The sequence below is a fragment of the Trinickia sp. Y13 genome, from assembly GCF_029522115.1.
Classification (GTDB): Bacteria; Pseudomonadota; Gammaproteobacteria; order Burkholderiales; family Burkholderiaceae; genus Trinickia.
On the sequence record NZ_JAKWFK010000003.1, the window covers coordinates 99,352 to 125,331 of the forward strand.

The 25,980-nt window shown below is 63.0% G+C and carries 26 protein-coding genes; 15 read left to right on the top strand and 11 right to left on the bottom strand.

Annotated elements, in window-relative coordinates:
* Positions 1 to 93: 93 nt before the first annotated feature.
* The 3 genes from MMB74_RS06670 to MMB74_RS06680 all read right to left on the bottom strand — a co-directional run bounded on the left by MMB74_RS06670 (position 94) and on the right by MMB74_RS06680 (position 2,089).
* The gene (locus MMB74_RS06670; RefSeq protein WP_277427824.1) at positions 94 to 546 is read right to left on the bottom strand and encodes a YidB family protein; all 453 of its coding nucleotides are present in this window, start codon (positions 544 to 546) and stop codon (positions 94 to 96) included.
* 110 nt (positions 547 to 656) lie between these two features.
* Complete coding sequence (locus MMB74_RS06675; protein ID WP_277427825.1) at positions 657 to 1,151, bottom strand: helix-hairpin-helix domain-containing protein; 495 nt, start codon at positions 1,149 to 1,151, stop codon at positions 657 to 659.
* Positions 1,152 to 1,423: 272 nt separating this feature from the next.
* Positions 1,424 to 2,089, bottom strand: a complete 666-nt coding sequence (locus MMB74_RS06680) for a GntR family transcriptional regulator (RefSeq protein ID WP_277427826.1) — start codon at positions 2,087 to 2,089, stop codon at positions 1,424 to 1,426.
* Between the two features lie 40 nt (positions 2,090 to 2,129).
* Here MMB74_RS06680 and MMB74_RS06685 point away from each other — a divergent pair, with 40 nt between their 5' ends.
* A complete protein-coding gene (locus tag MMB74_RS06685) occupies positions 2,130 to 3,287 on the top strand; it encodes a pyridoxal phosphate-dependent aminotransferase (RefSeq protein WP_277427827.1) in 1,158 nt (385 codons plus the stop codon).
* Between the two features lie 53 nt (positions 3,288 to 3,340).
* Here the strand turns inward: MMB74_RS06685 and MMB74_RS06690 are convergent, their stop codons facing one another.
* Positions 3,341 to 3,775, bottom strand: a complete 435-nt coding sequence (locus MMB74_RS06690; protein WP_277427828.1) for a helix-turn-helix domain-containing protein — start codon at positions 3,773 to 3,775, stop codon at positions 3,341 to 3,343.
* 14 nt (positions 3,776 to 3,789) lie between these two features.
* Complete coding sequence (locus tag MMB74_RS06695) at positions 3,790 to 4,110, bottom strand: DUF4258 domain-containing protein (RefSeq protein ID WP_277427829.1); 321 nt, start codon at positions 4,108 to 4,110, stop codon at positions 3,790 to 3,792.
* 24 nt (positions 4,111 to 4,134) lie between these two features.
* Here MMB74_RS06695 and MMB74_RS06700 point away from each other — a divergent pair, with 24 nt between their 5' ends.
* The 3 genes from MMB74_RS06700 to MMB74_RS06710 all read left to right on the top strand — a co-directional run bounded on the left by MMB74_RS06700 (position 4,135) and on the right by MMB74_RS06710 (position 7,204).
* Positions 4,135 to 4,260 carry a hypothetical protein gene (locus MMB74_RS06700; RefSeq protein ID WP_277427830.1) on the top strand — a complete coding sequence of 42 codons (126 nt, stop codon included), beginning with the start codon at positions 4,135 to 4,137 and terminating at the stop codon, positions 4,258 to 4,260.
* Between the two features lie 51 nt (positions 4,261 to 4,311).
* On the top strand, positions 4,312 to 5,481 hold the full coding sequence (locus MMB74_RS06705; protein WP_277427831.1) for an aldose epimerase family protein: 1,170 nt from the start codon (positions 4,312 to 4,314) through the stop codon (positions 5,479 to 5,481).
* Between the two features lie 406 nt (positions 5,482 to 5,887).
* On the top strand, positions 5,888 to 7,204 hold the full coding sequence (locus MMB74_RS06710) for a hypothetical protein (RefSeq protein ID WP_277428183.1): 1,317 nt from the start codon (positions 5,888 to 5,890) through the stop codon (positions 7,202 to 7,204).
* A gap of 25 nt (positions 7,205 to 7,229) precedes the next feature.
* On the opposite strand, the gene MMB74_RS06715 is transcribed toward MMB74_RS06710, so the two are convergent.
* Genes MMB74_RS06715 through MMB74_RS06725 form a run of 3 tightly spaced genes read right to left on the bottom strand, consistent with a single transcriptional unit; the run spans position 7,230 to position 11,543 of the window.
* Positions 7,230 to 9,128: an EAL domain-containing protein gene (locus tag MMB74_RS06715; protein WP_277427832.1), complete on the bottom strand. Its 1,899-nt coding sequence runs from the start codon at positions 9,126 to 9,128 to the stop codon at positions 7,230 to 7,232.
* The gene (locus tag MMB74_RS06720; RefSeq protein WP_277427833.1) at positions 9,125 to 9,658 is read right to left on the bottom strand and encodes a YfiR family protein; all 534 of its coding nucleotides are present in this window, start codon (positions 9,656 to 9,658) and stop codon (positions 9,125 to 9,127) included. The genes MMB74_RS06715 and MMB74_RS06720 overlap by 4 nt, the downstream gene beginning before the upstream one ends.
* Position 9,659: 1 nt before the next feature.
* Positions 9,660 to 11,543, bottom strand: coding sequence for a TonB-dependent receptor (locus MMB74_RS06725; RefSeq protein ID WP_277428184.1), 1,884 nt, complete (start codon positions 11,541 to 11,543; stop codon positions 9,660 to 9,662).
* A gap of 550 nt (positions 11,544 to 12,093) precedes the next feature.
* Between MMB74_RS06725 and MMB74_RS06730 the strand changes: the two genes are divergently transcribed.
* Positions 12,094 to 13,494, top strand: a complete 1,401-nt coding sequence (locus MMB74_RS06730; RefSeq protein ID WP_277427834.1) for an alkaline phosphatase family protein — start codon at positions 12,094 to 12,096, stop codon at positions 13,492 to 13,494.
* 17 nt (positions 13,495 to 13,511) lie between these two features.
* Here MMB74_RS06730 and MMB74_RS06735 read toward each other — a convergent pair whose 3' ends face one another.
* Positions 13,512 to 14,825 carry an amino acid permease gene (locus MMB74_RS06735; RefSeq protein WP_277427835.1) on the bottom strand — a complete coding sequence of 438 codons (1,314 nt, stop codon included), beginning with the start codon at positions 14,823 to 14,825 and terminating at the stop codon, positions 13,512 to 13,514.
* A 123-nt stretch (positions 14,826 to 14,948) separates the two neighbouring features.
* Between MMB74_RS06735 and MMB74_RS06740 the strand changes: the two genes are divergently transcribed.
* The 10 genes from MMB74_RS06740 to MMB74_RS06785 all read left to right on the top strand — a co-directional run bounded on the left by MMB74_RS06740 (position 14,949) and on the right by MMB74_RS06785 (position 24,126).
* Positions 14,949 to 15,908, top strand: coding sequence for a WYL domain-containing protein (locus tag MMB74_RS06740; RefSeq protein ID WP_277427836.1), 960 nt, complete (start codon positions 14,949 to 14,951; stop codon positions 15,906 to 15,908).
* Positions 15,909 to 16,108: 200 nt separating this feature from the next.
* On the top strand, positions 16,109 to 17,122 hold the full coding sequence (locus tag MMB74_RS06745) for an ABC transporter substrate-binding protein (protein ID WP_277427837.1): 1,014 nt from the start codon (positions 16,109 to 16,111) through the stop codon (positions 17,120 to 17,122).
* A 112-nt stretch (positions 17,123 to 17,234) separates the two neighbouring features.
* The gene (locus MMB74_RS06750) at positions 17,235 to 18,032 is read left to right on the top strand and encodes an ABC transporter ATP-binding protein (protein ID WP_277427838.1); all 798 of its coding nucleotides are present in this window, start codon (positions 17,235 to 17,237) and stop codon (positions 18,030 to 18,032) included.
* Positions 18,033 to 18,064: 32 nt separating this feature from the next.
* Positions 18,065 to 18,928 carry an ABC transporter permease gene (locus MMB74_RS06755; RefSeq protein ID WP_277427839.1) on the top strand — a complete coding sequence of 288 codons (864 nt, stop codon included), beginning with the start codon at positions 18,065 to 18,067 and terminating at the stop codon, positions 18,926 to 18,928.
* A 113-nt stretch (positions 18,929 to 19,041) separates the two neighbouring features.
* Complete coding sequence (locus tag MMB74_RS06760) at positions 19,042 to 20,415, top strand: sensor histidine kinase (RefSeq protein WP_277427840.1); 1,374 nt, start codon at positions 19,042 to 19,044, stop codon at positions 20,413 to 20,415.
* A gap of 4 nt (positions 20,416 to 20,419) precedes the next feature.
* Positions 20,420 to 21,094 (top strand): response regulator, encoded by a 675-nt coding sequence (locus MMB74_RS06765; RefSeq protein WP_277427841.1) that lies wholly within the window; start codon positions 20,420 to 20,422, stop codon positions 21,092 to 21,094.
* 205 nt (positions 21,095 to 21,299) lie between these two features.
* Entirely contained in the window at positions 21,300 to 22,442 is a 1,143-nt protein-coding gene (locus tag MMB74_RS06770) for a porin (RefSeq protein WP_277427842.1), read from the top strand.
* A gap of 184 nt (positions 22,443 to 22,626) precedes the next feature.
* On the top strand, positions 22,627 to 22,932 hold the full coding sequence (locus MMB74_RS06775; protein ID WP_277427843.1) for a DUF3579 domain-containing protein: 306 nt from the start codon (positions 22,627 to 22,629) through the stop codon (positions 22,930 to 22,932).
* Between the two features lie 219 nt (positions 22,933 to 23,151).
* The gene (locus tag MMB74_RS06780) at positions 23,152 to 23,784 is read left to right on the top strand and encodes a glutathione S-transferase (RefSeq protein ID WP_277427844.1); all 633 of its coding nucleotides are present in this window, start codon (positions 23,152 to 23,154) and stop codon (positions 23,782 to 23,784) included.
* Between the two features lie 141 nt (positions 23,785 to 23,925).
* On the top strand, positions 23,926 to 24,126 hold the full coding sequence (locus MMB74_RS06785; protein ID WP_277427845.1) for a hypothetical protein: 201 nt from the start codon (positions 23,926 to 23,928) through the stop codon (positions 24,124 to 24,126).
* A gap of 130 nt (positions 24,127 to 24,256) precedes the next feature.
* On the opposite strand, the gene MMB74_RS06790 is transcribed toward MMB74_RS06785, so the two are convergent.
* The gene (locus tag MMB74_RS06790) at positions 24,257 to 24,532 is read right to left on the bottom strand and encodes an oxidative damage protection protein (RefSeq protein WP_277427846.1); all 276 of its coding nucleotides are present in this window, start codon (positions 24,530 to 24,532) and stop codon (positions 24,257 to 24,259) included.
* A 49-nt stretch (positions 24,533 to 24,581) separates the two neighbouring features.
* Complete coding sequence (gene argA, locus MMB74_RS06795) at positions 24,582 to 25,964, bottom strand: amino-acid N-acetyltransferase (protein ID WP_277427847.1); 1,383 nt, start codon at positions 25,962 to 25,964, stop codon at positions 24,582 to 24,584.
* Positions 25,965 to 25,980: the final 16 nt, after the last annotated feature.

Genomic DNA, 25,980 nt, shown 5'->3' on the forward strand with positions numbered 1-25,980 from the left:
GCGGCGCGTCGGCGAAGCGACGTGCCGCGTTGTTCGAGTCCTTTTGCACGCAGCCCCCACGGGCTGCTGTCGAGAGCGAGCCGCTTGGCTCGATCACCCTTGGCGATTGCCCAGGAATCCCTCGATGAAGGAACCGATCCCTCCTGCGCCTTGGATCGAACTGAGCACGCTGGCCACGTCGATCTGGCCTGACGGCGGCGTTTCGCCGTTCGGCGTCGCATGGTTCAGCACGTGCGGGAGTATTTGCGCGAGCAACGCCGATGCTTGTTCGGGCGGCACGCCCACCTTGCTCGCCAGTTGGCTCAATGCGTCCGAGCCGACCACATTCTGCAGCGTTTCGGGCGAGACCGATTGGTTCGGCCCTGCGCCGATCCACGACTGAACGATATCGCCCAGGCCATGCTCGTGGAACTTCTGCACGAGTCCATTGATCCCGCCTGGCTGATTGTTGACGAACTCCATCACGGCGCTGAGCAGGTTCTGGTGTGGTTGACCGTCTGCGTTCGTTTGGCCGAGCGCAGAGCCGATCATATCGAGTAGACCCATGTCGATGCTCCTGAAAAAAACGATGGCGCCCAGCGGTGTGGGGCGCCTAAAGGAACGCCTCGCGCGATGCAAGCGAGGCGGGCGTGTGCCTAGCGGCCGGATGCTGTAGCTCAGGCGCCAGATGCAGCTGAAGCAGCTTTCGTCTTCTCTTTCTTCTTCTTTTTCGATTTCGATTCGCGGGCGCCGGATTGCGGCATCGATGCGCCGCTTGCAGCAGGTGCGGCCGCCGCACGCTTGCCCGCTTTCGCGGAGGGAGGTGCGGCCGATGGCGCTGTCGGTGTGGTCGTAGTTGTCGTTGTCGAAGGCGCGGTCTTGGCGCTCGTTCCACGAGGCGGCGCCGACGAGCCGTTGATCGTTAGGCCTTCCGCTTCGAGCTTGGCGACCGATTTCGGCCCCAATCCTTTGACTCGATTGGCCAAGTCGTCGGCGTCCTTGAAACGGCCCTTGGCGCGTTCGTCGATGATGGCCTTCGATTTGACTGGCCCGAGGCCTTTGAGGGCCTCGAGGGCGGCCTGATCTGCGCTGTTGACCTCGACCGATGCGGCGAGGGCAGTCGACATCGAGACGATCAGTGCGGCGAGCAGCAATAGCAGCTTTTTGAGCATGGCGAGACTCCCGTTCGACGAGCATATCGATGAAGCGATGGTCGCGCCGCCACCTCAAATTCGGGCACGAAGTCTTCTTCCCAATCCGATCAACAACTTACGCCGCTAATCTGCAGCTTGTCCACAGCATTGCCAACAGAATGTGGGGATAACTCTTTCGCTCCCTCGCGCGTCGCGCGCGAACAGCAACGTGTGCTCACTATGTGGGTGTGGCGCCGCGTGGCCTGTGCGCTACCGCACATGCCGACGCACATGCACACGCGACATTTTGGCTACGACGTGATGTCCGCCTGATGACTGCTCAACGCATCGCGCATCACCTTACCGGCTGCTTCGATGTGTTCCTTCGTGAGCCGCTTCGCAAGACGTTTGTCCTTCGCCTCGACCGCTTCGAGGATTTGCAGATGCTCGGCGAACGATGTGCCTTGCCATGAGGCGAGCTGCCAGACGAGCCGCAAATAGCGATCGGCTTTCTGCCATAGCGATTCGAGCACGTTCATCAAATGCTGTTTGCCGCATGGCGCGTAGATCGCACGATGAAATGCCCAGTTGTCCTTGGACCACTGGTCGACGTCTCGCGCTTTGCGATCGAGTTCGAGGATCGCGCGCGCCGCGGCGGCGTCTTGCGCTGTGAATGCCTCGATGGCCGAATCCAATGCGAGCAGTTCGAGCGCGACGCGCATCGCTTGCAATTGCTCGGCTTCGTCGCGCGTCATGGCCGAAACGAAGGCGCCCCGGTTCGGAATGATCGTGACGAACCCTAGCGCCTCGAGCTGCGCAAACGCTTCGCGCACGGGGATGTGGCTCGTGCCGTACTCCTGCGCGATTTTGTCTTGCCGCAGTTGCGCGCCAGGGGCCAATTCCCCGCGCAGGATGCGGGCGCGCAGCCGCTCGGCAAGCGAGTCCGAAAAAAACTTTGCAGTCGGCGACTTCTTCATTTTAATATATTAAAACACTATCGAAACGGAGGAGGTGCGCATGACGGTCTCTCGTTTGAAAGACATTCCGGGTATCGGCGTCGATAAGATGGGGGATGCCGCCGATGCCCAACGCAACCGCGACATTTTACGGCTCGAGAATCTCGATACCGACTTGAGGCCGCCGGCGGCAGCGATCGCGCGCACGCACGAAGCGATCGACGACGACGATGCCAACAGTTACTTGCCGTTTACGGGGCAGGTGGCATTGCGCGAGGCGGTCGTCGCGCGCATGCGGCGATCGACCGGCAGCGACTACGATCCGAGCACCGAGTGCATCGTGTCGGCGGGCGGCCTTGCGGGGATCCTCAACGTTTTGCTGTCGATCCTCGAGCCAGGCGACGAGGTCGTGCTGACCGATCCCACCTACGCCGGGCTGATCAATCGCGTGCGGCTCGCGGGCGGCGTACCGAAGTTCGCTCGGCTGATTCCCGGTGCGCACGGATGGCGCCTCGATCTCGACTCGCTTGTCTCGGCGGTCGGTCCGCGCACGAGAGCGTTGCTCGTGATGTCCCCGTCGATGCCGAGCGGCTTCGTCGCGAATGCGCAGGAGTGGGATGCGATTGCCGTGCAGTGCCGTAGCGCCAACGCCTGGCTCGTCTACGACGCCGCGATGGAGCGGATCGTTTTCGACGGCCGTCCCGTCATTCACCCCGCGTCATTGCCGGGCATGCGCGAACGGACCATTACAGTGGGATCGGTATCGAAAGAATTGCGGATGATCGGATGGCGCGTGGGATGGATCGTCGGTCCGGCGCCAATCATGGCCGACATTCGCTTGACGAGCCTTTCGAACGTCGTATGTCAGGTCGGCATCGGTATGCCGGGTGCAGCCGCGGCGCTCACATGCGCCGACGACGGGGTGGTGCAAGCCGTCGCGCAATGGCAGGCGCGGCGAGATTGCTTGCTGGCGGAGCTGAAGGACCTGCCGGTGATTCGTCCGGATGGCGGCTGGTCCCTGCTGATCGACACGGAGCAGTTGGGATTGCCCTCCGACGAAGCATCGCGTTTGTTGCTCGCGAAAGCGGATGTCGCGGCCACGCCAATGCAAGGATGGGGGCCGCAAGCGGGACGATATCTGCGCTTGGTCTTCGCCAATGAACCGGTTCAGAGGCTGGCCGATTTTCGAACGCGGGTGCGCGGCGCGTGGGGCGTATAGGGCAACGCAGCCGCCTCGCCGGCGGCGTGCGCTGCAGGGCTCGTCGAGAAAGGCTATGCGGCGGCCGGAAGCCAACCTTGCGCGGTGTATTCGAAGATCATTTTCACGTCGACTTTGCGGTCGAGATCGGCAATGCGCTCGATCAACTCTTTGAGCCTTACATTGCCGTCGATCGTTTCCAAATAAATGGCGCGGAACATGCGATCGGCCGTCTTCGGAATCTTTCCGCGCTTTTCCCACAGCGCGACGGTTTGCTCTGAGGTGCCGAGCAAGTCTGCGAGGCGGTGCTGCGATAAGTCCAGCTCCTTTCGCAAGAAGCGAAACTCGGCGCCGGTAAGGTAGCTCTTGCGGGCGAGCGCTTTGCCGATGGCCCGATGCAGGCCGTCGGCGTCTTCGATCGATACGGCTTTCCCGTAATGTGTTTTGCGTACGTGATAACCGTTCGCCAGCCACACGTTTTGTAATCCGATTTCTGTGTAGTGGTACATGGCCTGCCCTCAGCTCAATAAACCGTGATAACCGTCACCCAATTGCCCTGACCGTCCCGCTCGAGCGCGGCAGCGACGGTCACTTCGTCTCCCGCGTGCCGGCGGGTCAGCGTGCATTGCCAGTTGCCGTGAATGTTGACGTGCGCCGGCTCGCAGACGCTACCGTTGCGCAGGCAGTCATAGACCTGCGTCGGCGTGATCTTGCGCTGCTTCATCCGCTTTTTCGCGTGCGGCGAAAAAAAGACACGCGACGTGTCGGTCGCGGCCTCGCGGATCATTCGTTTCAGGTTGTCGTCGTTGAGTGTGAAGACGATGGACTGGCTTGGTATACCCATAATTATTATAGGTTCTGCGCCAAAATGCAAGTCCCGCTTGTGCGGATGCCTTATCGCCGTGCGACGCGCGCTGCGCAATCGCTCGATGTGCCCGTGTCCAACGGCATGCGGATCGGTATCGATCTCAAGCGGATGCACGGCGCGGCATGATCCGTGCTGCTGGCTCCGAAAAACCAGACATCACGCACGGACCCATCCCCTATGACTGACAAGACTGAACCGTCCCGCGCGCTGGCGCGTCTCTCAACCGCGTTGACGATCGCATGCGCTGCATTCGCGGCGGCTCCGGCATGCGCGGCCGTTTCGATGTCCGAGTCAGGCTACGGCACGACGCGCGCCGGCCAAGCCGTGCGGCAATATGCTTTTACCAACCGCTACGGCGTGACGTTGAAAGTCATTACCTACGGCGGCATCGTGACGGAACTCGATATGCCGGACCGGCGCGGCCAGGTCGAGAACATCGTGCTCGGTTTGTCCTCGCTGCGCGACTACGAGCGCCACAACGGCAACATCCATTTTGGCGCGTTGATTGGCCGCTATGCGAATAGGATCGCCGATGGACGCTTTTCGCTCGATGGCCATGAGTACCGATTGCCGGTCAATGACCCGCCCAATACTTTGCATGGCGGGCCCGATAGCTTCGATGCGAAAGTTTGGACGCCTGTCCGTACTTTCGAGGAGCCGACGGAGGCGGGGGTGCAATTGCGCTACGTCAGTCCCGATGGCGAGAACGGTTTTCCGGGGAAATTGACCGTCGATGTGACGTACACCCTGACGGACGATGACGAGGTGCGCATCGACTATCGGGCGACGACGGACAAGGATACCGTCGTCAATTTGACCAATCACAGCTACTTCAACCTCGCCGGAGAAGCGAGCGGCAGCGTGGAGCGGCAGATGATCGAGATCGCCGCGTCGCGTTATACGCCGACCGACCGGCATGCGATTCCCACCGGCGCGATCAGCGATGTGAGCGGCACGCCGATGGATTTGCGCGGCCTGGCACCGATCGGCTCGCACCTGAGAGACGATTTCCCGCAGACCCTCTGGGCGCACGGTTACGACCAAAATTGGGTGCTGGACAATGGCGGCCGCGACACGCCTTCGTTCGCCGCGCGCGCCTACGATCCCGATTCCGGACGCACGCTCGATTTATACACGACGCAGCCGGGGTTGCAGTTCTATACGTCGAACGGGCTCGACGGCAGCGTGGTGGGGCGCTCGGGTATCGCCTATCGGCAAACCGATGGATTCGCGCTCGAGGCCGAGCATTTTCCCGACTCGCCCAATCATCCGGAATTCCCGACGACCGAGCTCAAGCCGGGACAGACGTTGCATGAGACGACGCTTTGGCGTCTCGGAGTGCGCTAGCTTCGTGCCGGTCAGCAACTGCGCTGCCAGCGCCGCATTGCCGAGCCTCGCCGAGCATTGCGCGAAGCGAGGCGCAAACGTGCGTGAGGGCCGAGATGAATCGGCCGATATCGCCTTGTCCGCATCGGGTACTCGCCGGTAGAAAAACAATAGCCTCGCACTGCGCGCCCACGGCTGCGAGGACCGAAAACGACGAGGGGATCGACGCGCGCGATCGTTCCCCGCCAGCCGTCGGTCGAGTACCCGATTCGAGTCCTGTATGAAGGGAGTAGAAAAAACTACCGCCACGTCTACGAGAAAAAAGCTGAAATCGATTCGAACTCTTTCGGCTGCCTCATGGTCAGAGTGCGCGACCTCGCAAGGGTCGTACCTAACTCTCTATTACTCGCCATGGAGGCAATTTGTGATCACCAAGAGACGTCGATTCCTGGGCCAAGTGGCCGCTCTCGCGGGCGGCCACGTACTCGTTGCATTGGGTGGCGCAGGAGCAGACGAAGCTTTCGCCGCAAGCGATACTACAAGCACGACCTCAGTAAGTACTGCGCCGTCGACGGATGGGACGGTCATTCCTACCGCCACGTCGATCGTCGATCGGCAACGCAACGTATGGACCCTCAAGAGCGGATTCGTCTACAAAAATGGCGTGCGCGACAAGGATTCATACAACGTGAGTCTTCTGCTTTGGTACGGCGGCATGATTTATCAGCGCGGCACTGGCGGTCAGTTTTACGTCATGACTTGGGCCAATCGCTGGTTGCCATGCACCGACCCTCGCATACCGATGTCGGTGGCGGCCGGTGCGTTCTACGGCATCAACGGTCACCACGATTATCCGTTCACGCCGCAGCAAATCATTTCGGCGCTGCAAGCGCTCGGTTGCACGAGCTACCGGGTGGCCTGCATTGCTACCGACGCGCAACTGAAGCCGATGATCGCGCTGGCCGATGCGTTCCGGCCTATCGGTTTTACCCTGCTGCCACTTCTGAACTACGGCTTGCGCGACCGCAACGGCTATCTATACGCGAGCGAGCATGACGCGTACGTAGCCAATCGCGCAGGCGCGGCTGCGGTCGCGCAAGCTCTTGGGCCGCATGGCATCACGATGTACGAGTGCGGCAACGAGCTCACGCGCGATCGGGCGATCATTCTCGACTCGCGGCAGGCGGGCACGGGGCCTCACGATTTCAACAACACGAATTGGCCGATTCTGCGCGGCGCGATCCAAGGGATGATCGACGGCGTCAAATCGGTTCAGCCCAGTGCGAAGTGCGCGGTGAACTTCACCGTGGCCGACATCGGCGCCTCGGATTTGCTGTGGGACGGCGAGCAGCCGAACGGCTCGGGCGGCTACCGGAAGATGCGCTGGGACATTACGACTTGGCACAACTACCAGCCCTACGGCGATATTTTTCAAATCGGGATCGACGGCGCGGGTCCGGGCTTCAACTTGCCGGCCTATTGCAAGGCGCGCTATGGCGTGCCGTTCATGATTACCGAGTGGAACGCAGCGCCCGAAGAAGACGAGCAGTTCCGCGCCACTTACGTACAACAAAAGTTGCAGCGCTTCTATGCGGCGCGCAAGAACGAAGGTATCCAGGCGGTGATGTACTACGACTTGCTCAGCGGTGACCACACGTATGGCATCGTGATGAACGACCTTGCGCCGATAGACCCGACGCATACGGCATTCAGCGCGTTTACCGCGTCGAATGCCGATCAGTAGCGGCAGTAGCCGGTTGCGCAGCGCCTCAGGTTAGCGGCTCGGAATCTTCGCACTCGGAATTAAAAAGGTCGGTGATGCCTTCGAGCGACATCGGCCTGCCCGTCAGGTAGCCCTGGACGATATCGCACCCCGCGTCGTCTAGCCAAGCGAGTTGCGCCGGCTCTTCGACGCCCTCGGCAACGACGGCAATCCCGAAGCTGTGCGCCATCGAAATGATGGCCGTCACGATCGGTTGCCCGTCTCTCGGTAACGGATTGACGAACGTGCGATCGATCTTCAGCTTGTTGACGGGAAAGGCCTGCAAGTACGACAGAGACGAGTAGCCCGTTCCGAAATCGTCGAGGGACAAGCGAATACCGGCTGCGCGCAGTTGGCGCATCGCTTCCACGCCGGCGGTCATGTTCGCCATCAGTTGGCTCTCCGTGAGCTCGAGCTCGAGCAAATGCGGGGAAAGGCCACTTTCGGCAAGCACCGCCTTAACGTCTTCGCTAAATTGCGGCTGCCGCAATTGGCGTGCCGAAACGTTCACGGCCACGTGAACGCCGACGCTGTGCTCCGCATTCCACCGTGCCGCATCGCGGCAGGCGCGGCGCAGCACCCAATGCCCTAACGCCACGATGAGATCGCTGTCTTCCGCCACCGGGACGAACTCGGTCGGCGCAATCTCGCCGTCCACGGGATGCATCCAACGAACGAGCGCCTCGGCGCCGATCAACCGCCCCGTGCGGCATTCGAACTGCGGCTGGTAGACGAGATGCAGGGCGTCGGTTTCGATCGCCTTGCGCAACTGCGCATCGAGCCGTGCGCGTCTGCGCGCTTCGACGGTCATGCTCGGATGAAACTCGACGGCCGCGTTTTTACCCACTCCCTTGGCCGCATAGAGCGCGATGTCGGCGCTGCTAACGAGCGAGGCGACATCCGCGGCGTCGTCGGGAAATACGCTCACGCCTAGGCTCGCGCTCGCCATGATGCTCGCGCGCGGCAGGTCGAACGGGCGCGCGAGCGCGCGAGCGATGCGCTCGGCCGTATGGATGCCCTCGGCCTTCTCCTTTGCGATCGCGACCAGCACGGCGAATTCGTCGCCGCCGATGCGGCTCACGAGATCGGCCAGCCGCACGCTTTGCCGCAACGCGATGGCGACGTGTTTGAGCAGTTCGTCGCCTGCGCCATGTCCCAGCGTGTCGTTGACCGTTTTGAAATCGTCGAGGTCGATGAGAATCAGTGCGGCGCGCGAGCACGCGTCGGCGCCTCGCTGCAGCCGTTGCTCCAATTGCTCGTAGAACGCACGCCGGTTCGGCAATCCCGTCAGCGGATCGGTCGATGCCAGATATTCGAGCTGCTTTTCCGCTTGCGAGATGCGCGCGCTCATCCGTGTGGTGACGACGAATGCGATCCAGAGCGCGCACAACGAGGCGCCGAGAATGAAAGCCGCGTAGTGCAGCAGTTCGTCGAGCATTTTCTGCGTCGTGGCGACCAGGACCACCGAGCCGAGCGGCTTGCCGTTTTGCGCGATCGTGGCCGCGACGAAGACGTCTGCGAACGAAAGACGGCGCTTGGCCGGCTTGACGTTGTCGGGACTTGCCTCGGCCAATTCGTCTTTGGGCACGCCGGGACGTGCGTATGCAGCGAAGCGCTTGCCGTCCGTCGTAAAGATCGCCGCGCTCTCGACGTAGGGCACTTTGCGTAGCGAATGCAACACCTCTTGCGCGGATCGCAAGTCGTCGAACATGAGCGCGGCCGATACGTTGTCGGCGATCATATCGGCCTGCACGTTGGCGTCTGCCGTGAGGGCCGAGCGCAGGGACAAGGCTTGATAAAGCAGCAAGACGAGGCCCGAGACGAAAAGGGCGACGCCGAACCCGGCGAGCTTGATGCGCGCCATCTCCTTCATGGGGCTGGGCCCCGGATGTCCGCTGTGCTTCATGTGACGTTCCTTGCCAAGCGCAGCAGTTTCGAGCTGAGTGCGACGCGGCGGCGCGCCGCCTCCTTGTTGTCGATGTCGAAGCGAAGCCGCTCGCCGTCTCGAACCAAGGTGACGATAGCCGGCCCATCGCCGGCGTCGGCCTCCGCCGCGCGTATGACGAGAATCGGGACGTCGCGCGCGCTAGCCGATTTGCTGGCGGCGTTGGAGGCGGCGTCCTCGACGATCAGTACGTTGCACGCGGCGATCGCTGCACCCTCCGGTACCGGCTGCACGTGCCAGGCTCTGCCCGACACCGTGCGCCCGTCGAGCTTGGTGAGGGCCGCGCCCAGTTCAGTGAGCGGATTGACGCAGACCGCGAGCGGACCGCTCGCGTGCGTAGGGGGCCATTGGGTGAATTCGGTGAAGTTATAGACGTAAGCGGCTTCGAGCGAGTAAAGATCGACTTGGGCGTGTGCCAGCGCCCACACGCATGCGGACGCAATCGACGCGCAGGCCATCGTGAGGCTCGGAAGCGATCTAGCGGCGCGCATGTCAGAAACCGTAGACGAGCTTGAGCACGAAAGTCCGGCTTTGCTGCGCGATCACGTTCTGCGTAAAGTTCGGCCCGGCTGGATCCGCGTACCGCTTATCGGTCACGTTATAGACCGAGAAAGATACGTCGGCGTGCGGCACGAGGTGCGAGCTTCCGATCGTCACGTTGCCGAGGCAATAGCCGGCGGCGGAGCCCGCCTGGGCGAGTCGCGCCGATGCGCATCGCATCTCGGCGCCCAATCGCGCCCTGTGATAAAACAGCGGCACCGTGACATTGAGCTTGGCCAGATTGCGTGGCGAGTTTTGCAGGACGGCGCCGGTATCGCCGTCGCGCGCGAGCTGCCAGGCGTAGCTGGCGCGGATCGTGGCCAACGAGGCGATATGTTGCTCGTAAGCGAGCTCGATGCCGTTCGCCCGAGCTCGAGCCGTGTTCTCGAATACGTAGACGCCCGAGGGGTCGAGCGTCTCCGTAATGAGGTCGCGCACGTCGTAATGGAACAACGACACGGTGGCATGGGCATTCTCGCCGAGCGCACGGTCGTAGACGAGTTCGGTCGTCGTGATGTGCTCGGCTCTGAGCGAGGGATTGCCTTGCTGGCCGCCCGGGCCGCCAATCGTGTAATAGAGCTCGTACGCGTTCGGCGCGCGATAGGCGCGCCCGTAGATGACCTTGAACGTATCGATGTCCGTCGGCTTGTAGTTCAGCGCGAGCCGGGGGCTCAAGTTCGTTCCCGCGATCGTTTCGTGATCCGCGCGCAATCCTGCGTTCAACGTGATGCGCCAGGGAAGCTTGATTTCGTCTTCCGCATAGAGGCCGATCGAATTGCTGCTGCGTCGATCGTCGAGCACGAGCTGATACGGATCGGTGTTGTAGTTGAATTGATCGCGGCTCGCGTCGCGCATCGCGCTCACGCCCACGACGAACTTGTTGTGAGGGACCGAGGAAATGGTGGCGTGCACGTCTGCGCCGTACCAGATCGCCTTGTCGCCGTCGAGATTGGCGGCCGGCGGCGAGCCGAACAAAGCAAGGTACGAGTAGTCGTACCGCTCCCAATAGAGTTCCGACGCGATGTCGACCCCGTGCGCGACGCTATGGCTATACGTCGCGTCGATGAAGCTATGTGTGTCGATGGTGCTTTGCGGCGCGTTGAAGACGGCGTCGTATGGCGCGGGGGGCATCCCTTTCGTGCGGTTGCCGTAACCGGCGCTGATCCTGAAGCCCGAGTAGGCGAACTTCGCGAACAAGTATTGGGCGCGATCGTAGTCGAGCCCTTGCGCGACGCCGTGGTTCTGGTCCGGCGTATCGAACTCGGGGTAGTACAAGTCTTGGCCGCTGCGATCGAAAGAGGTCGCGGATAGGACCAGATCGGCGCCATGCTCGCCGTGCCAGCCGTAAGTTGCGCGCGCGCGTTTTTCGCCGAAGCTGCCGACTGAGGCCGCGGCTTGCGCGCCGTGGATATCGCTGCCCTTTTTCGTGACGACGTTGATCACGCCGAACAATGCGTTCGACCCGTAAATGGCCGAGCCGGGGCCCGGCACGTATTCGATGCGCTCGACTAGATCCATATCGAGCGGAAAGTCGTCGCCGATCGGCGCTTGGTCGTACACGGAGTCGTTGACGCGCATGCCGTCGATCAACAGCAGGAAGCGGCTGTTGTAATCGCCGGGACGCTGAAAGCCGCGCGCGCCCAGGTACGAGTAGGTGCGGTCGTAGGTGGTGTAGACGCCCGGCAGCGAACCGAGCGCGTCCGCGAGCGTGCGCCAGCCGAAGGCGCGAATGTCCTTGGCCGTCAGCACGACGACGGCGGCGGGGGCCTCTGCCACGGATTGGCTAAATAGGGAGGCGGTCTTGACTTTCACCTGCATCAGCGCTTCCAGCGGCATCGAGGCAAGGTCGACCGGCGAAGCGGGCACGGCGGCTGGAGCCTCTTTAGCGCGAGCGCTGACCGCCGCGACTACAATCGCGACTGCGAACGCCAGGCGGCACAGCGGGTGCGGGACGTGCCCGCGAATGAATCGGTCCGTAAGCATGAGGCAGGAGTAAGACGGCGACCCATCATCTGTCGTGAGCCTGCCTTTTTAACGGCCCTGAAATGTAAAGCTTGAGGGGCGCTCGCCCCAGCTTGACGCACGGCCTGCACTGTTCTAGGGGCAGAGCGGCGAATCACAGCGGCATGTGCTGGCACGCCCCTACGCAATCGTTTGCGAAAGCGACGATGCGCCGAACGTCCGTTTCAATCGACGTTGGACGCCACGCAGGTCGGCGCTGGCCGCGAATCCACGACGGTGGCGTACGGCAGGTCGCTGGGCCATAATTTCGCGATCGCGCGGGGCGCAACTTCCGGCGCGCCGGAGCCGGCCCGATGGCCCTTATCGTCTTTCGACCTGACTTACTCGGCGGCCTTCTCGTTCCTCGAATAGCGGAGAGTGGAAAATGTCAGCAGTCCTAAATATCAAAAAGATGTTCGTTTTGATGTTGGAGAACCGCTCGTACGACAACCTTTTCGGGTGGTCGGATTTTCGCGGCTGGACGCCGGATGGCACGCCGACGCAGGCGGACGGGCTCACGGGCAAGCCGCCGTTTTCGAATGCGGGCGCGCGAGGGGCGGCCTATGCGGTTGGTCAGGGCGCGCCGTTTCGGCTCGCGTTCGACCCCGGCCACGAGTTTACCGATGCGCTCGTGCAATCAACCTCCGCCAGCGACAGCCGTGCGTACGCCACCTGCGTGCGCGACGATTCGGCGGGCCTTGCGAGCGGCGCGTATCCGCCTTGCGCGCCGGGGCCGAACGAGCTCGGTTTTGCGCGCGACATGGAGGCGCACGGTTACGACGTAGCCTCGGCGTTGCGCTGCTTCACACCCGACCAATTGCCGGTGCTGAACTTTCTCGCACAGCAATTCGCCGTATGCGACCGATGGTTTTCGTCGGTGCCTGGGCCGACCTGGCCGAATCGTTTCTTCGCCTTGGCTGGCACGTCCTGGGGGCTCGATCATTCGCCGAGCGGCCTCGGATCGATCGAAGCGAGCCTGTTCGACGGCGCCAAGTACGGCAATGGCAAAGACTCGTTGCTCACGCGGCTTGCGCCCGAACAATGGCTCGTCGCCCACGGCGATATCCCCCAGTCGTGGGCGATCAAAGGCGCCGATGCGCATCACGCGCGTTTCATCGGGCACGAGGATTTCTTTTCGACGTTGGCGAGCGGCAACCTCGATGCGAGTTTCGTCTTCATCGAGCCGCGCTACGACCCGGTCGGCAACTTCGAAAACGGCGAATCGATGCATCCGTGCGGAGACGTGCGCTTGGGCGAGGCGCTCGTCGAACGCGTCTACAACGCGATTCTTTCGTCGCCATACTGGGAGCAAAGCCTGCTGTTGATCGTATTCGACGAGCACGGCGGATTTTTCGACCACGTGATTCCCGATCGCGCTCACGTTCCCGGCATGCCCGCGCTCGCGCCCAGTTCGCCCACAGGGCTGACCAAGCGCGGCTTTCGCTTCGATCGCTACGGGTTTCGCGTGCCCGCTGTCGTCGTATCGCCCTATGTGAAGCAGGCGAGCATCGATCACACGGTGTACGACCATGCATCGATTGCGAAGACGCTGGCAAAGATCCTGCCTTCGGACGGCGCGCCGCTGCTCGATACGCCGCGCTTCGCGGCCGCGGCCGATCTTACGCCGCTGCTCACTCTATCGTCGCCGCGCAAAGCCAGCGATATTCACCCGTGTCCGCACGCATTGCCGCTGGGCGCGGCCTCGGCCCCGGTGCGGCCAGGCGGCAGCGCGGCGGCGCTGCGTGCGCTCGGCTGGCCCGGGCCGATCGGCGGCGGCGCCGCCTAGGCAACATCACCGCCTCGTCACGGAACGTCGCAGCGAATCGCGGTGCGATTCGCCCGGCGGCGACCGAGCCGTAAATAGAGCAGGGCGCAGCCGCTCATGCAGAGCGGCCACAGCAGGAACCAACCGGTCGCAAGACACAGGGCGACGACGCAAACGAGCGAGCATTGCGCACAGCGATGCGCTGCCGTGCCGCGCGGCAACAAGCGCAGCGCCGCGGCGCAGCCGATCGCGTAGACGGTGACGAACGAGCCTGTCGTCATCAGAACGAGGGGCTTGGGGCCGACTCCCGCGAACGCAACCGCGCACATGGAGAGCGCGGACAAGCCCGATACGACGGCGAGACTGCGGCGTGGGACGTCCCCGGCGAGGCTGCCCGCCGCAAGCCAGCCCGGCAACGCGCCGTCGCGGCCCAGCGCCGCGCCGAGCTTGGCCGCGCCCGCAAAGTAGGCGTTCATCGTCCCGAGCGTGAGTAGCAACGCGGCCGCCGCGGCGAGCACGCGGACGTTGCCGCCGATGCCGAGCACCAGAAGTTCGGCGAGCGGCGCCGCGCTGTCGCCGGCCGCGGGTCCGAGCACGAGCACGCTGGCGAGCGCGACCGCCAAGTACAGTGCGCCGACAACGACGACGGCAATGGCCGATGCCAGCGGCAAATCGCGCGCCGGGCGCTTGAATTCGCCGGCCAGGTGCGTGATGGCTTCCCACCCCGCGAAGCTCCAAACGAGCAGTGCGGCCGCCGGCACCACGGCGAGCCAGCCATGCGGTGCGAACGGATGCAGGTAGCCGGCGTGCGCGTGCGGCGCCGAGGCGGCGACGGCAGTCAGCAGCAAGGCGACGAGCAATGTCGACAGCACGACTTGCATCTTGCCCGATATGGTGACGCCCAGCGAATTGGCGAGCGTCACGATCGCGAGCAAGGCAGCGCTCGTCAAAAACACCGTATGCTCGCCGCCTCCCAGCGCCGCGGCGACATAGGCGCCCGCGAAAATCGCGGCGGCGGGCGTGCCGGCTGGCACCGCAAAATAGAAGCACCAGCCGACGATGGCCGAGGCGCGCGGGCCGAAGGCTTGGCGCGCATAGGTTGCGACGCCGCCTGCATCGGGATAGCGCGCCCCCAATGCGGCGAAGGTGGCGGCAAGCGGCGCCGAAAGCAGCACGAGCGCCAGCCAAGCCAACAACGACGCAGGCCCGGCCACTTTGGCGGCCAATGCGGGCAGCGCGATGACGCCGGTGCCGAGCACGGCCCCGACGTAGAGCGCGGCCCCTTGAAGCACGGTGAGCCGCCCGTGCGCTGTGCCGTGCTGCCGCTGCGTGGTGTTCGTCGATGCGCTCATGATGTGTCCGGATTCTCGTAGGCCGACGCTCGTGTGTCGCTTATGCGTCGCGCGTTGGCGTGATGGGTGATCGTTATAATCCCGCATACCTGACAAAGGATGTCATGAATTGGGAGGCAGGCGATGCGAACGAGCAGGCTCGTCTCGATGCTGCTGATGTTGCAGGCGCGCGGACGCATTACGGCGCAGACGTTGGCCGACGAATTCGAGGTGTCGGTGCGTACGATCTATCGCGACGTCGATCAGCTGAGCGCGGCGGGCGTGCCCGTCTATGCCGATCGCGGCCCGGGCGGCGGGTTTGCCTTGCTCGACGGATACCGGACCGACCTGACCGGCATGACGCGCGCCGAAGCCGAGACGCTGCCGATCGCCGGCTTGCCCGGCGCCGCCGATGCGCTAGGCTTGAGCGAGCCGTTGCGCTCGGCGCAACTCAAGCTGCTGGCGGCGTTGCCGGCCGCGGCGGCAGGCGGCTCACGGATCGGCTCGCGCTTGCATATCGATCCCGTCGATTGGTATCGGCGGCCCGAGCCTGCGCCGCTGTTGCCGCAACTGGCAAGCGCTGTGTGGCAACAACGATGCGTCGCAATGCGCTATCGAAGCTGGGAGGGCGCGCGCTTGCGCCGCTGCCGGCCGCTCGGCCTGGTGCTCAAGGCCGGCAATTGGTATCTCGTTGCACAAGCGCGCAACCGCATTGGCATCTACAAGGCGGCGAATATCGAGCGCTTGGTCATGCTCGAGGAGAGCTTCGAACGCCCCGACGGCTTCGACCTGCAGCAACAGTGGTCGGGCATGGTGGAGCGCTTCGAGCGCGGTTTGCTCAAAGGCAAGGCGACGTTGCTCGTCAGGCCCGACGCGCTGGCCGATCTCCATGCGCTCGGCGCCGCTGCCGCGGATCGGGCCGTTTGCGCCTTGTCGGCGAAGGACGGCTGGTGCGAAGTGACGCTGCCGGTGGAAGCGACCGAGCAGGCGGCCCGCCAATTGCTGCGGCTCGGCGCGCGCGTGCGCGTGCTCGGTCCCCCCGCATTGCGCGAAGCGCTATGCAGGCTCGGCCAGGAAATCGCCGCGCTCAATGCGGCCGCTTGAAGCGAGGTCCGCGCCGGTTTTGCCGTGGGTAGCGCCAGTCGCGAACGGGTTTCCATCCGCCGAAACACGCCCATCATGGTAATCCCGTATACCTGACCCGAGGTGGTGAAAGGCTCGGGAAGGATTGTTCCACCTAGAATCGCTCCATCGATGCAACCCGGCCATTCAAAAAAGGCCGACATAAATGAGGAGACGCTCGCATGCACCCGATGTCGCGGAAAATCCGCAGTTTCGCTCTCGCTTCCGCCGTCCTGTTCGGCTTGGCCTCTCAAGGCGCCATGGCTGCCGACTCCGGCAAGATCACCATCATGGTCGGGGGCATCACCAAGCTCATCTATTTGCCCGCGAAGTTGACGGAACAGCTTGGCTACTTCAAGGATGAGGGGCTCGACGTCGAATTGCTGTCGCAGCCAGCCGGCGTCGACGCCGAAAACGAACTGCTCGCCGGCGCCGTGCAAGCCGTGGTCGGCTTCTACGATCACACCATCGATCTGCAGACGAAAGGCAAGGACGTCAAAGCGATCGTCGTCTTCGGTCAAGTGCCGGGCGAAGTCGAGATGGTGTCGACCAAGGCTGCCGGATCGCTCAAATCGATGGCCGACGTCAAGGGCAAGACGCTGGGCGTAACGGGCCTGGGTTCCTCCACGAGTTTCCTCACGCAGTATCTGGCGAGCGTGCATGGCATTGCCTCGTCGCAATACACGATGCTGCCCGTGGGCGCCGATGCGAGTTTCATCGCGGCGGTCAAGCAGTCGCGCATCGATGCGGGCATGACGACGGAGCCGACGGTGTCCAAGCTGCTCGCAACGGGTGACGCGAAGGTGCTCGTCGACATGCGTTCGGTCGAAGGCACGAAGGCGGCGCTCGGCGGAACCTATCCGGCATCGAGCCTGTACGTGCAGTCGGCGTGGGTCGATTCGCACAAGGCCGAAGCCGCGAAGCTCGCCCATGCGTTCCTGCGCACGATGCAGTTCATCCATACGCACAGTGCGGAAGAGATCGCGGCCAAGATGCCGGCGGATTATCAGAAGGACAAGGCGCTCTACGTGGGCGCGTTGAAGGCTTCGCTGCCGATGTACACCGTGGACGGCAAGATGCCGGCCGACGGCCCGGAGACGGTGCTGAAGGTGCTTTCGGGCTTCAACCCGGCAGTCAAGGGCAAGCACGTCGATTTGTCGAAAACGTACACGAACGAGTTCGTGGCCGCGAAGTAAGTATCGATCGATCGTTCGGGGCCAATCGCCCGCTCGATCGGATCGAAGTTTCCCCTGCCGTACCCAGGGCGCCGCAGTTCGGGCGCCCGCCTCAAAACGCTTGGATGCTTTGATGAACCACGCTGCTTCCCAGGATGCACCCGTCATCGAGTTCGATTCGGTGTCGTGCCGCTTCATTTCCCCCGACGGCAAAGCGACGATCGCGCTGCGCGATTTCAGCATGTCCGTCGCCAAGGGCGAATTCATCGCTATCGTCGGACCGACCGGTTGCGGCAAGTCGACGACGCTCAGCATGATCACGGGCTTGCTCAAGCCGACCACCGGCAGCGTGCGCGTCATGGGCAATCCCGTCACCGGCATCGATCCGCGCATCGGCTTCGTGTTTCAGGCCGACGCCGTATTCCCGTGGCGCACGGTGCTCGACAATGTCGCCGCCGGCCCGTTGTTCCGCGGCCGCTCCAAAGCCGCCGCCTACGAAGAGGCGAAAGACTGGCTGCGCCGCGTGGGCCTCGAGAAATTCGGCGGCCATTATCCGCACCAGTTGTCGGGCGGCATGCGCAAGCGCGTGGCGCTGGCGCAGACGTTCATCAACAAGCCGGAGATCCTGCTGATGGACGAACCGTTCTCCGCGCTCGACATGCAAACGCGCACGTTGATGCAGGACGAGCTGCTGCAGTTATGGTCGGCCAACAAGGGCTCGGTCGTGTTCGTCACGCACGATCTGGAGGAAGCGATTGCGCTCGCCGATCGCGTCTTCGTGCTGACCGCGCGCCCGGCCACGCTCAAGAAGGTCTATCAAATCGACCTGCCGCGCCCGCGCATCACCTCGGAGATTCGCTACGAGCCCCGCTTCATCGAGCTTTCGCGCGACATTTGGCATGACCTGCGCGAAGAAGTGCAAATCGCTTGACCTGGAACACCGGAAAGACTGAGATGGCTACTATGGCTACTACCTTCGAACAATCATCCAAAGCAAGCCTTGCCGATGCGTCGCTTGCCGAAGTGGAACAGGCGGCGCGGCGCAAGCTGGCGCAGCGACGCGCTTTGATCATCGGCTTGCGTTTGCTCGTGCTCGTCGTGTGGCTCGGCGGGTGGGAAGTCGCCGGACGGTTGAAATGGATCGATCCGTTCTTCTTCTCCATGCCCTCGCTGATCTTCGCTCAGATCATCGATTGGTTCGTGAACGGCACCTCGCAGGGGCCGCTGCTCGTGCAGGTTTGGGTGACGCTCGAAGAGACGATGATCGGCTTTGCGATCGGCTCCGTCGCCGGCGTGATTTGCGGCGTGGTATTGGGGCGCAACAAGCTGCTCTCCGATGTCTTCAGCCTCTACATCCAAATCGCCAATTCGATCCCGCGCGTCGTGCTCGGTTCGATCTTCGTCATCGCCCTGGGGCTCGGTATGGCCTCGAAAGTGGCGCTCGCCGTCGTGATGGTGTTTTTCGTCGTCTTCGGCAACGCCTTCCAAGGCGTGCGCGAAGCCGACAGGTATATGATCGCCAATGCGCAGATTCTCGGCGCGTCCAAGCGGCAATTGACGACGGCCGTCGTGATCCCTTCGGCACTGTCCTGGATCTTGGCGAGCTTGCACGTGAGCTTCGGCTTTGCGCTCGTCGGTGCGGTCGTCGGCGAATTCCTCGGCTCGAAGCAGGGTATCGGCCTCTTGATCTCGACGGCGCAAGGCGCGTTCAACTCGAGCGGCGTGTTCGCGGCGATGATCGTATTGGCCGTGGTGGCGTTGACCACGGACTACTTGCTGACGACGCTGGAAAAGCGCTTGCTGAAATGGAGGCCCGCCGCCTTTTGAGCGGAGCCGATGCGCCAAGCAAATGGCGCGAACGAGATGGCCGGCTCGCGCCGCGCCGACGCTGCCCGCGTCGGCCGTGCGCGGGCCGAACCACATAGACGGGGCGTCGATCGATGATGCATAGTTTGCGCGCCCGCCTGCTTTGGTGGGTGCTATTGCCGCTGGCGGCGTTCATGCTCGTCGCCGGGGTCATGGCATACGAGGCCGCGCGGCAGACCGCCGACCTGCTGCAAGACAGCGTCCTGCTCGCCTCGGCGCGAACGATCGGCGAGGATGTCCAATGGAATAACGGCGAGCTGACTGCCAACATCCCGCCTGCAGCGCTCGAAATGTTCGAGTCGCCCTATCAAGATCACGTCTTCTACAAGGTCGTGGCGGGCGGCGACAGGCTGCTCGGCGGTTCGCCCGAGCTCTCGCTGCCGAGCGATGCGCGCGCGTCCTATCCCGTCTTCTACGACACGACACTCGATGGTCAATCGATCAGAGCGGTCGCGTTCGAGCGTCAGCTCTACAACTCCGGCGAGGCTTTGCCGGTCGTCGTCATCGTCGGTAAGACGCAAGCGTCCCGGGAGGGCATGTTGGCGCAACTGTGGCACCCGCAACTCGTGCGGCAGGGCTTGATGCTCGTGCTCGCGGTGCTGCTCGTGCTGATCGGCCTCACGAGCGAGCTGCGCCCGCTCATGAAGCTCAAAGAGGACGTGGCCGATCGCGATCCGATGGAGCTCGATCCGGTTCGCGTGGCACATCTGCCCACCGAACTGCGGCCGATCGTGGATGCGATCAACCAGTGCATCGCCAGGCTCAAGCTGCACACGAGCACGCAGCGGCAGTTCATTGCCGACGCTGCGCATCAATTGCGCACGCCGCTGACGCTGCTCGACACGCAAGTCGAATGCGCACGCCAATGTATCGACGACACGCCCGCGTTGTCCGATGCGCTTGCAGGCATTCACCGCACGAGCCGCAAGATGACGGAAATCACGAATCAGTTGCTGCTGCTCGCGCGGGCCGAAGCGGCGCCGTCGCCCAATGTGTCCGTCGATATGACCGAAGTCGTCTCGTCCGTGCTCGAAGAGCTGATCTTGGCCGCGCAGCGCCGCGACATCGACCTTGGCGCCGAGCTCGATGGCGACTTGCGCGTGGCGGGCAATGCCCAGTTGTTGACGGCGCTCGTCGCCAATCTCGTCGACAACGCGGTGCGCTACACGCAAGCGGGCGGCGCGGTGACGGCCCGATGCCGTCGGCAAGGCGCACAGGTCGTGCTCGAAGTCGAGGACAATGGGCCAGGCATTCCGGCGGAGATACGCGCTCATGTATTCGAGCGGTTCTATCGCGGGATGACGAACGTCGAGGGCACGGGCCTCGGCTTGTCGATCGTGCAGCGCATCGCGCAGTCGCACGGGGGCTCGGTCGCCGTGGCGCCGGGGGCGGGGCGGATAGGGCTCGTCGCCACCGTGCGCTTGCCCGCATGGAAGGAAAAGGATTGATGCGATGAAGTTGCTGCTCGTGGAAGATAACGCCGAACTCTCGCATTGGATCGTCAATCTGCTGCAAGGCGAGAATTTCACGGTCGATTGCGTGCCCGACGGCGAAACGGCCGACGCGGTGCTGCGCACCGGTCACTACGATGTGATTTTGCTCGACATGCGCTTGCCGCGGATGAGCGGCAAGGATGTCCTCGCGCGCTTGCGGCGCCGCGGCGACAATGCGCCCGTGCTCATGCTGACGGCGCACGGATCGATCGACGACAAAGTCGATTGCTTTAGCGCGGGCGCGGACGACTATGTCGTGAAGCCATTCGATGCGCGCGAGCTCATCGCGCGCATCAAGGCGCTGATCCGGCGGCAAGCGAGCGGCAAGTCCGTCTCGCTCGTGTGCGGCGATCTGCACTACAACTCTAATACTCGCGAATTCAGTCACCAAGATGCGCCGCTCGTATTGCGGCGGCGCGAACATGCAATTCTCGAAGCGCTGATGCTCAAGCAAGGCAAGACGGTATCGAAGACGGCGCTGATGGACAGCGTCTACAGCCTCGAAGACGAACCGAGCGCGGACGCCATCGATATTTACATTCACCGGTTGCGTAAGCACTTGATTCATTCGACGGCGCAGATCATGACGCTGCGCGGGCTGGGCTACGTGTTGCGGGCCAAGGACGGTTCGTAGGTTGCAATCGCCGGTTTAGCCGATAGCGCTTAGTTTGAAAGAAGTTTACGTATAAGTACTTAGTAGTCCTAAAGATTCGCGAAAGGAGCGCGAAGGATAGGGACGGATAGGATTCTCTCCATTGCGACGACGCAAAAAAAGATGCGGCACGGTGGGCCGGCTTCGCGCAAAACAAAATTTCAACGCAGTAAGAGAGGAGACGATCTTGAAAAAGACGTATCGAACGTTGGCGCTGACGGCAGGCGCTTTGGTGGCAACGGGCGCGCATGCGCAATCGAGCGTGCAGCTCTATGGCCTTTTCGACATGAGCGCCATCGCCTACACGACGAATGCAAATGCGGCAGGCGATCACTTGATTTCGATGGGCCACCCGGGCGACACCGGCGGCGAACCGTGGTTCAGCGGCAGCCGCTGGGGCATGCGCGGCGCCGAGGATATCGGTGGCGGCAACAAGATCATCTTCACGTTGGAGAGCGAGTTCGTCGGCACGAGCGGCATGGCCGAAGACGGCAGCCAACTGTTCGATCGCGACGCGTGGGTAGGCCTCCAAAACGATACGATCGGCAAGGTGACGGTCGGTTTCCAGGATACGATCGCGAAGGATTTCTCGGGCCTTTACGGCGATCCTTACACGAGCTCGCAGTTCTCGACGAAGGAAGGCGCCTACACCAACTCCAACAACTTCAAGCAAATGGTGTTCTACGCGGCGGGTCCGACCGGCACGCGTTCCACGAATAGCATTGCGTGGAAGAAGCTTTGGAATAACGGCATTTACGCGGCCGCGGACTATCAGTTCAGCAACTCGACGCAATTTGCCACGGGATCGGGTTACCAGGTGGCGCTCGGTTTCAACGGCCCGTCGTTCTCCGTGGGCGGTTTTTACGATCACACGAACAACGCGGGCTTCATCGATCAGACGTATTCGGTGGGCGGCAACTATCGCTTCGGCATCGGCAAGATCAACGCCGGCTACTTCCACTACACGGGCAAACAGGGCTCGTTGCCCGATCGCGAGGACAATGCGTGGACGGTGTCGTTCAAGCTCGCGCCGCATGGTTCGATGGACTATGAGCTCGGCTATCAGCAGATGCACGTGAAGAACGCTGCGTACAACGCCGACGGCAACATCCCGAATGCGAACTCGGGCCTCTTCGATCCGGCTGGGACGACGGTTCACAACGGCTACAAAGAGACGCTCTACGCCTCGACGTTCTATCACCTTTCCAAGCGTACCGAACTGTATTTGGCTGCCGATTACATGAAGCTGCATGGCGGTTACACGGTGGCAAATACGTTCGGCCACAGCAACCAGCTCGAAGTCGCCACGGGCATCCGCACGCGCTTCTAATCGGTTTTCTCTTCTACTCCGCGACGACTAGCCGTGCTTTTCGGCGGCCTCAGGCGGCGGCGAACCTGTTCGCCCGCCGCCGTTTTTTGGGGGAAGACAGCATCGTTGCCCGGCCGCGTTCAGCCAGTTGCGTTCCGCCCTGCACGTTGGCAAGCGAGGCCGTCATTCACTCGTTCAACCACGCATGAGCACAATCGATTACCGACCTACGCGAACCAACACTCATAGGATCGTCGGCATGACCCACGGCGGCAAGCCGTTTCGTCCTGGCGACTGGGCCGAGCGGCTCGCGGGGGTCATTACGCTGTTCGTCAAGGAGCGGCACCCGGGCAGCAGCACCGCATCGACGTGGCTTGCCGTGCCGTTCGTCGACGGCGGCGCCCGGTGCCTGAGCGTATCCGGGGAACTCGCCGACATCTGCCCCGAAGCTTTCGAGTTCGTCATGCGGTTCGCCAAAGACAATGAGCTCGTCGTCGAGTCGGACGCATAACCGCTTCGACCGCTCAGCCCATCGTTTCATTCCCTCTCGGCCACTCCGCTGTCCGTCAACGATCGATATGGGGCCTTCTACGTGGCGTGCGCAACGATTGTTCATTGAGGCTTCTTTTTCTGCCAATCATCGGCTTCCCGCTTGCCGCGAGCGGTTCCGGGACGGCAAACTGGCGTTTGCTCCGAGCCGTACCCTTCTTCCACGAAAAAAGAGGCATCGATGCAACTCATTGGCATGATGGATTCCCCGTTCGTACGTCGCGTAGCGGTGTCGATGGCGCTACTAGGGATGCGGTTCGAGCACCGCCCCGTTTCGGTATTCCGCCACTTCGACCAGTTTCGCGAGATCAATCCGGTTGTCAAGGCGCCCACCTTCATCGACGATGACGGCACGCAGTTGATCGACTCCACGCTCATCCTCGATTACCTCGACGAGAGCGTCGAGCCGCAGGCGCGTCTCATGCCGCAGGGTCGCCCGATGCGCCGGCAGGCGCTGCGCTTGATCGGTTTTGCGCTCGCCGCCAGCGAGAAGACGGTTCAGATCGCCTACGAGCGCAACTTGCGCCCCGAGGACAAGCAGCATGCGCCGTGGCTGGAACGGGTGCAAATGCAGTTGGCCGCCGCTTACGACACGTTGGAGGGCGATGTCGCGAGGCTTGCCGGCGCCGCGGGCGCCAACGGCTGGTTGTGCGGCGAGCGTCTGATGCAACCCGACATCACCGTGGCGGTGGCCTGGCGCTTCACGCAACACATGCTGCCCGGCGCGATCGATCCGAGTCGCTATCCGGCGCTCGCCGCGCTGTCGGCGCGCGCCGAGGCTTTGCCGGCGTTCGTGGGCGCGCCCCTTCAATGACGGCCGAGCGGCGATTGTTCGATTTCAGCGACTTCTGACTTTCGATTTAGCGCATTTATCGGCGTCGCGCGCGTCCTTAGAATGGCGGTCAGGTTGCATGACGGGGCATAGGCTGCCTTGCTGCCAGCCGGGAGAGTCGCCATGAAGAAGCTCATCGAACAACGGCTGTATAGTCCGACCGTGGTGTTGCCGATGGTCGAGCTAATGGAATTGATGGTCTCGCTCGATTTCAATCTTGGGCAAGTGGGCGCAGTCATGGCGACGCGAGGCGCTCGCGCGGCGTTGCATCGTTCGCGCGGGCTGCTGGGTCACCGTGAGGCTTGCGCGGCCGCGGCGGCTTGACGGCGGCGGCGCGATCCCGGCGGATCGCGGAGAACGGCAAGCGGCGAAGGGAGTGAAGCGCGACGCGCCGGCTCGAAGTTGCGACGAGCCGGCGGTAGAAAGCAAGGGTGCAGCGCAGGCGCGGTTGCGCTCAGCCTTGCGCCGGCGGCACATAGCCGGCCGCTTGATCGGCGCCTTCGCCGAAGAAGAATTTCTCCGTTTGCTTCATCAAGTACTGGCGCGCGCGCGGATCCGCCATGTTCAGACGATTCTCGTTGATGAGCATGGTCTGGTGCTTGAGCCACATTTGCCAAGCTTCCTTCGAAACCCCTTCGTAAATGCGCTTGCCGAGTTCGCCCGGCAGCGGCGGAAAGTCGAGTCCTTCGGCTTCCTTGCCGAGCTTGACGCATTGAATCATGCGGGCCATCGTGAATTTCTCCTGTAGTCGTTGGGGACGGGCGGCAAAGCGGCCGCGCTCAGAGCTGCTTCATCAGCACGAGCGATTTGCGCTGCCAGTTGTAGAGGCGTCGACGGTCCTCGGGGAGATCGTCGACCGAAACCTTGACGAAGCCGCGCTTCAAGAACCAATGCTCGGTGCGCGTCGTGAGGACGAAGATGCGCGTCAAGCCGCGCGCGCGCGCACGTTGCTCGATGCGCTTGAGCAGGCGTTCGCCGTCGCCGGCCCCTTGCGCGTCGGGCGCCACCGTCAGGCACGCCATCTCGCCGATGCGCTCTTGCGGGTAAGGGTAGAGCGCCGCGCAACCGAACAGCACGCCATCGTGCTCGATGACCGAGAAGTGATCGATGTCGCGCTCGATTTGGTGGCGGCCGCGCTTGACGAGGGTGCCGTCCGATTCGAGCGGCTCGATCAGCGTGAGAATGCCGCCGACGTCGTCGGGGGTGGCTTCGCGCAGGCTTTCGAGGTTCTCATACGAAATCATCGTGCCGACGCCGTCGTGCAGGAAGAGTTCCAGCAGCAAACTGCCGTCGAGCGCGTACGGAATGATGTGCGCCCGCGCCACGCCGCCGCGGCACGCGCGCACCGCATGCTTCAGATAGAACGCCGCATCGCCCTTGACTTCGCCGCTGTCGAGCAGCTTGTAGGCATCGTCGAGCGAAAGCTCTTGCACGAGTTCACCCTCGTCGCCCATGAGCCCGGGCGTTTCCGTCAGGAAGATGATCTTGTCCGCGCGCAGGGCGATCGCGGCGGCGGAGGCGACGTCTTCCATCGACAGGTTGAACGCTTCGCCCGTCGGCGAGAAGCCGAGCGGAGAGAGCAGCACGAGCTTGCGGCTTGCGAGCGAATGGCGGATCGATTCGGCGTCGACCTTGCGCACCACGCCCGTGTGGGCGAAATCGACGCCGTCGAGAATGCCGACCGGCCGCGCGGTGACGAAGTTGCCCGAGACGACGCTGATGTGGGCATGCGCCATCGGCGTATTGGGCAAGCCCTGGCTGATGGCGGCTTCGATGTCGAGCCGCACTTCGCCTGCGGCTTCTTTGGCCGATTCGAGCGCGCGTGCGTCGGTGATGCGCATGCCGTGCGAGAACTCCGACTGCACCCCGTGCAGGTTCATCTGTTCCTCGACCTGCGGACGCGATCCATGCACGAGCACGATCTGGATGCCCATGGCTTGCAATAGCGCGATGTCGGAGACGAGCGCATTGAGCAGTCCCTGATGGACCACTTCGCCCCCGAACCCGACGACGAACGTCTTATTGCGAAAAGCATGGATGTACGGCGCCACCGATCGCATCCAGTCGACGAACTGTGCGTGGGAGACGGCTACGGGGTCGGGCGCCGCGGGACGGGCCGCGGCGCTTTCCGGTGTGGGGGCGAGGTCGGTTTGAGAATTCATCCCGGGATTATAATGC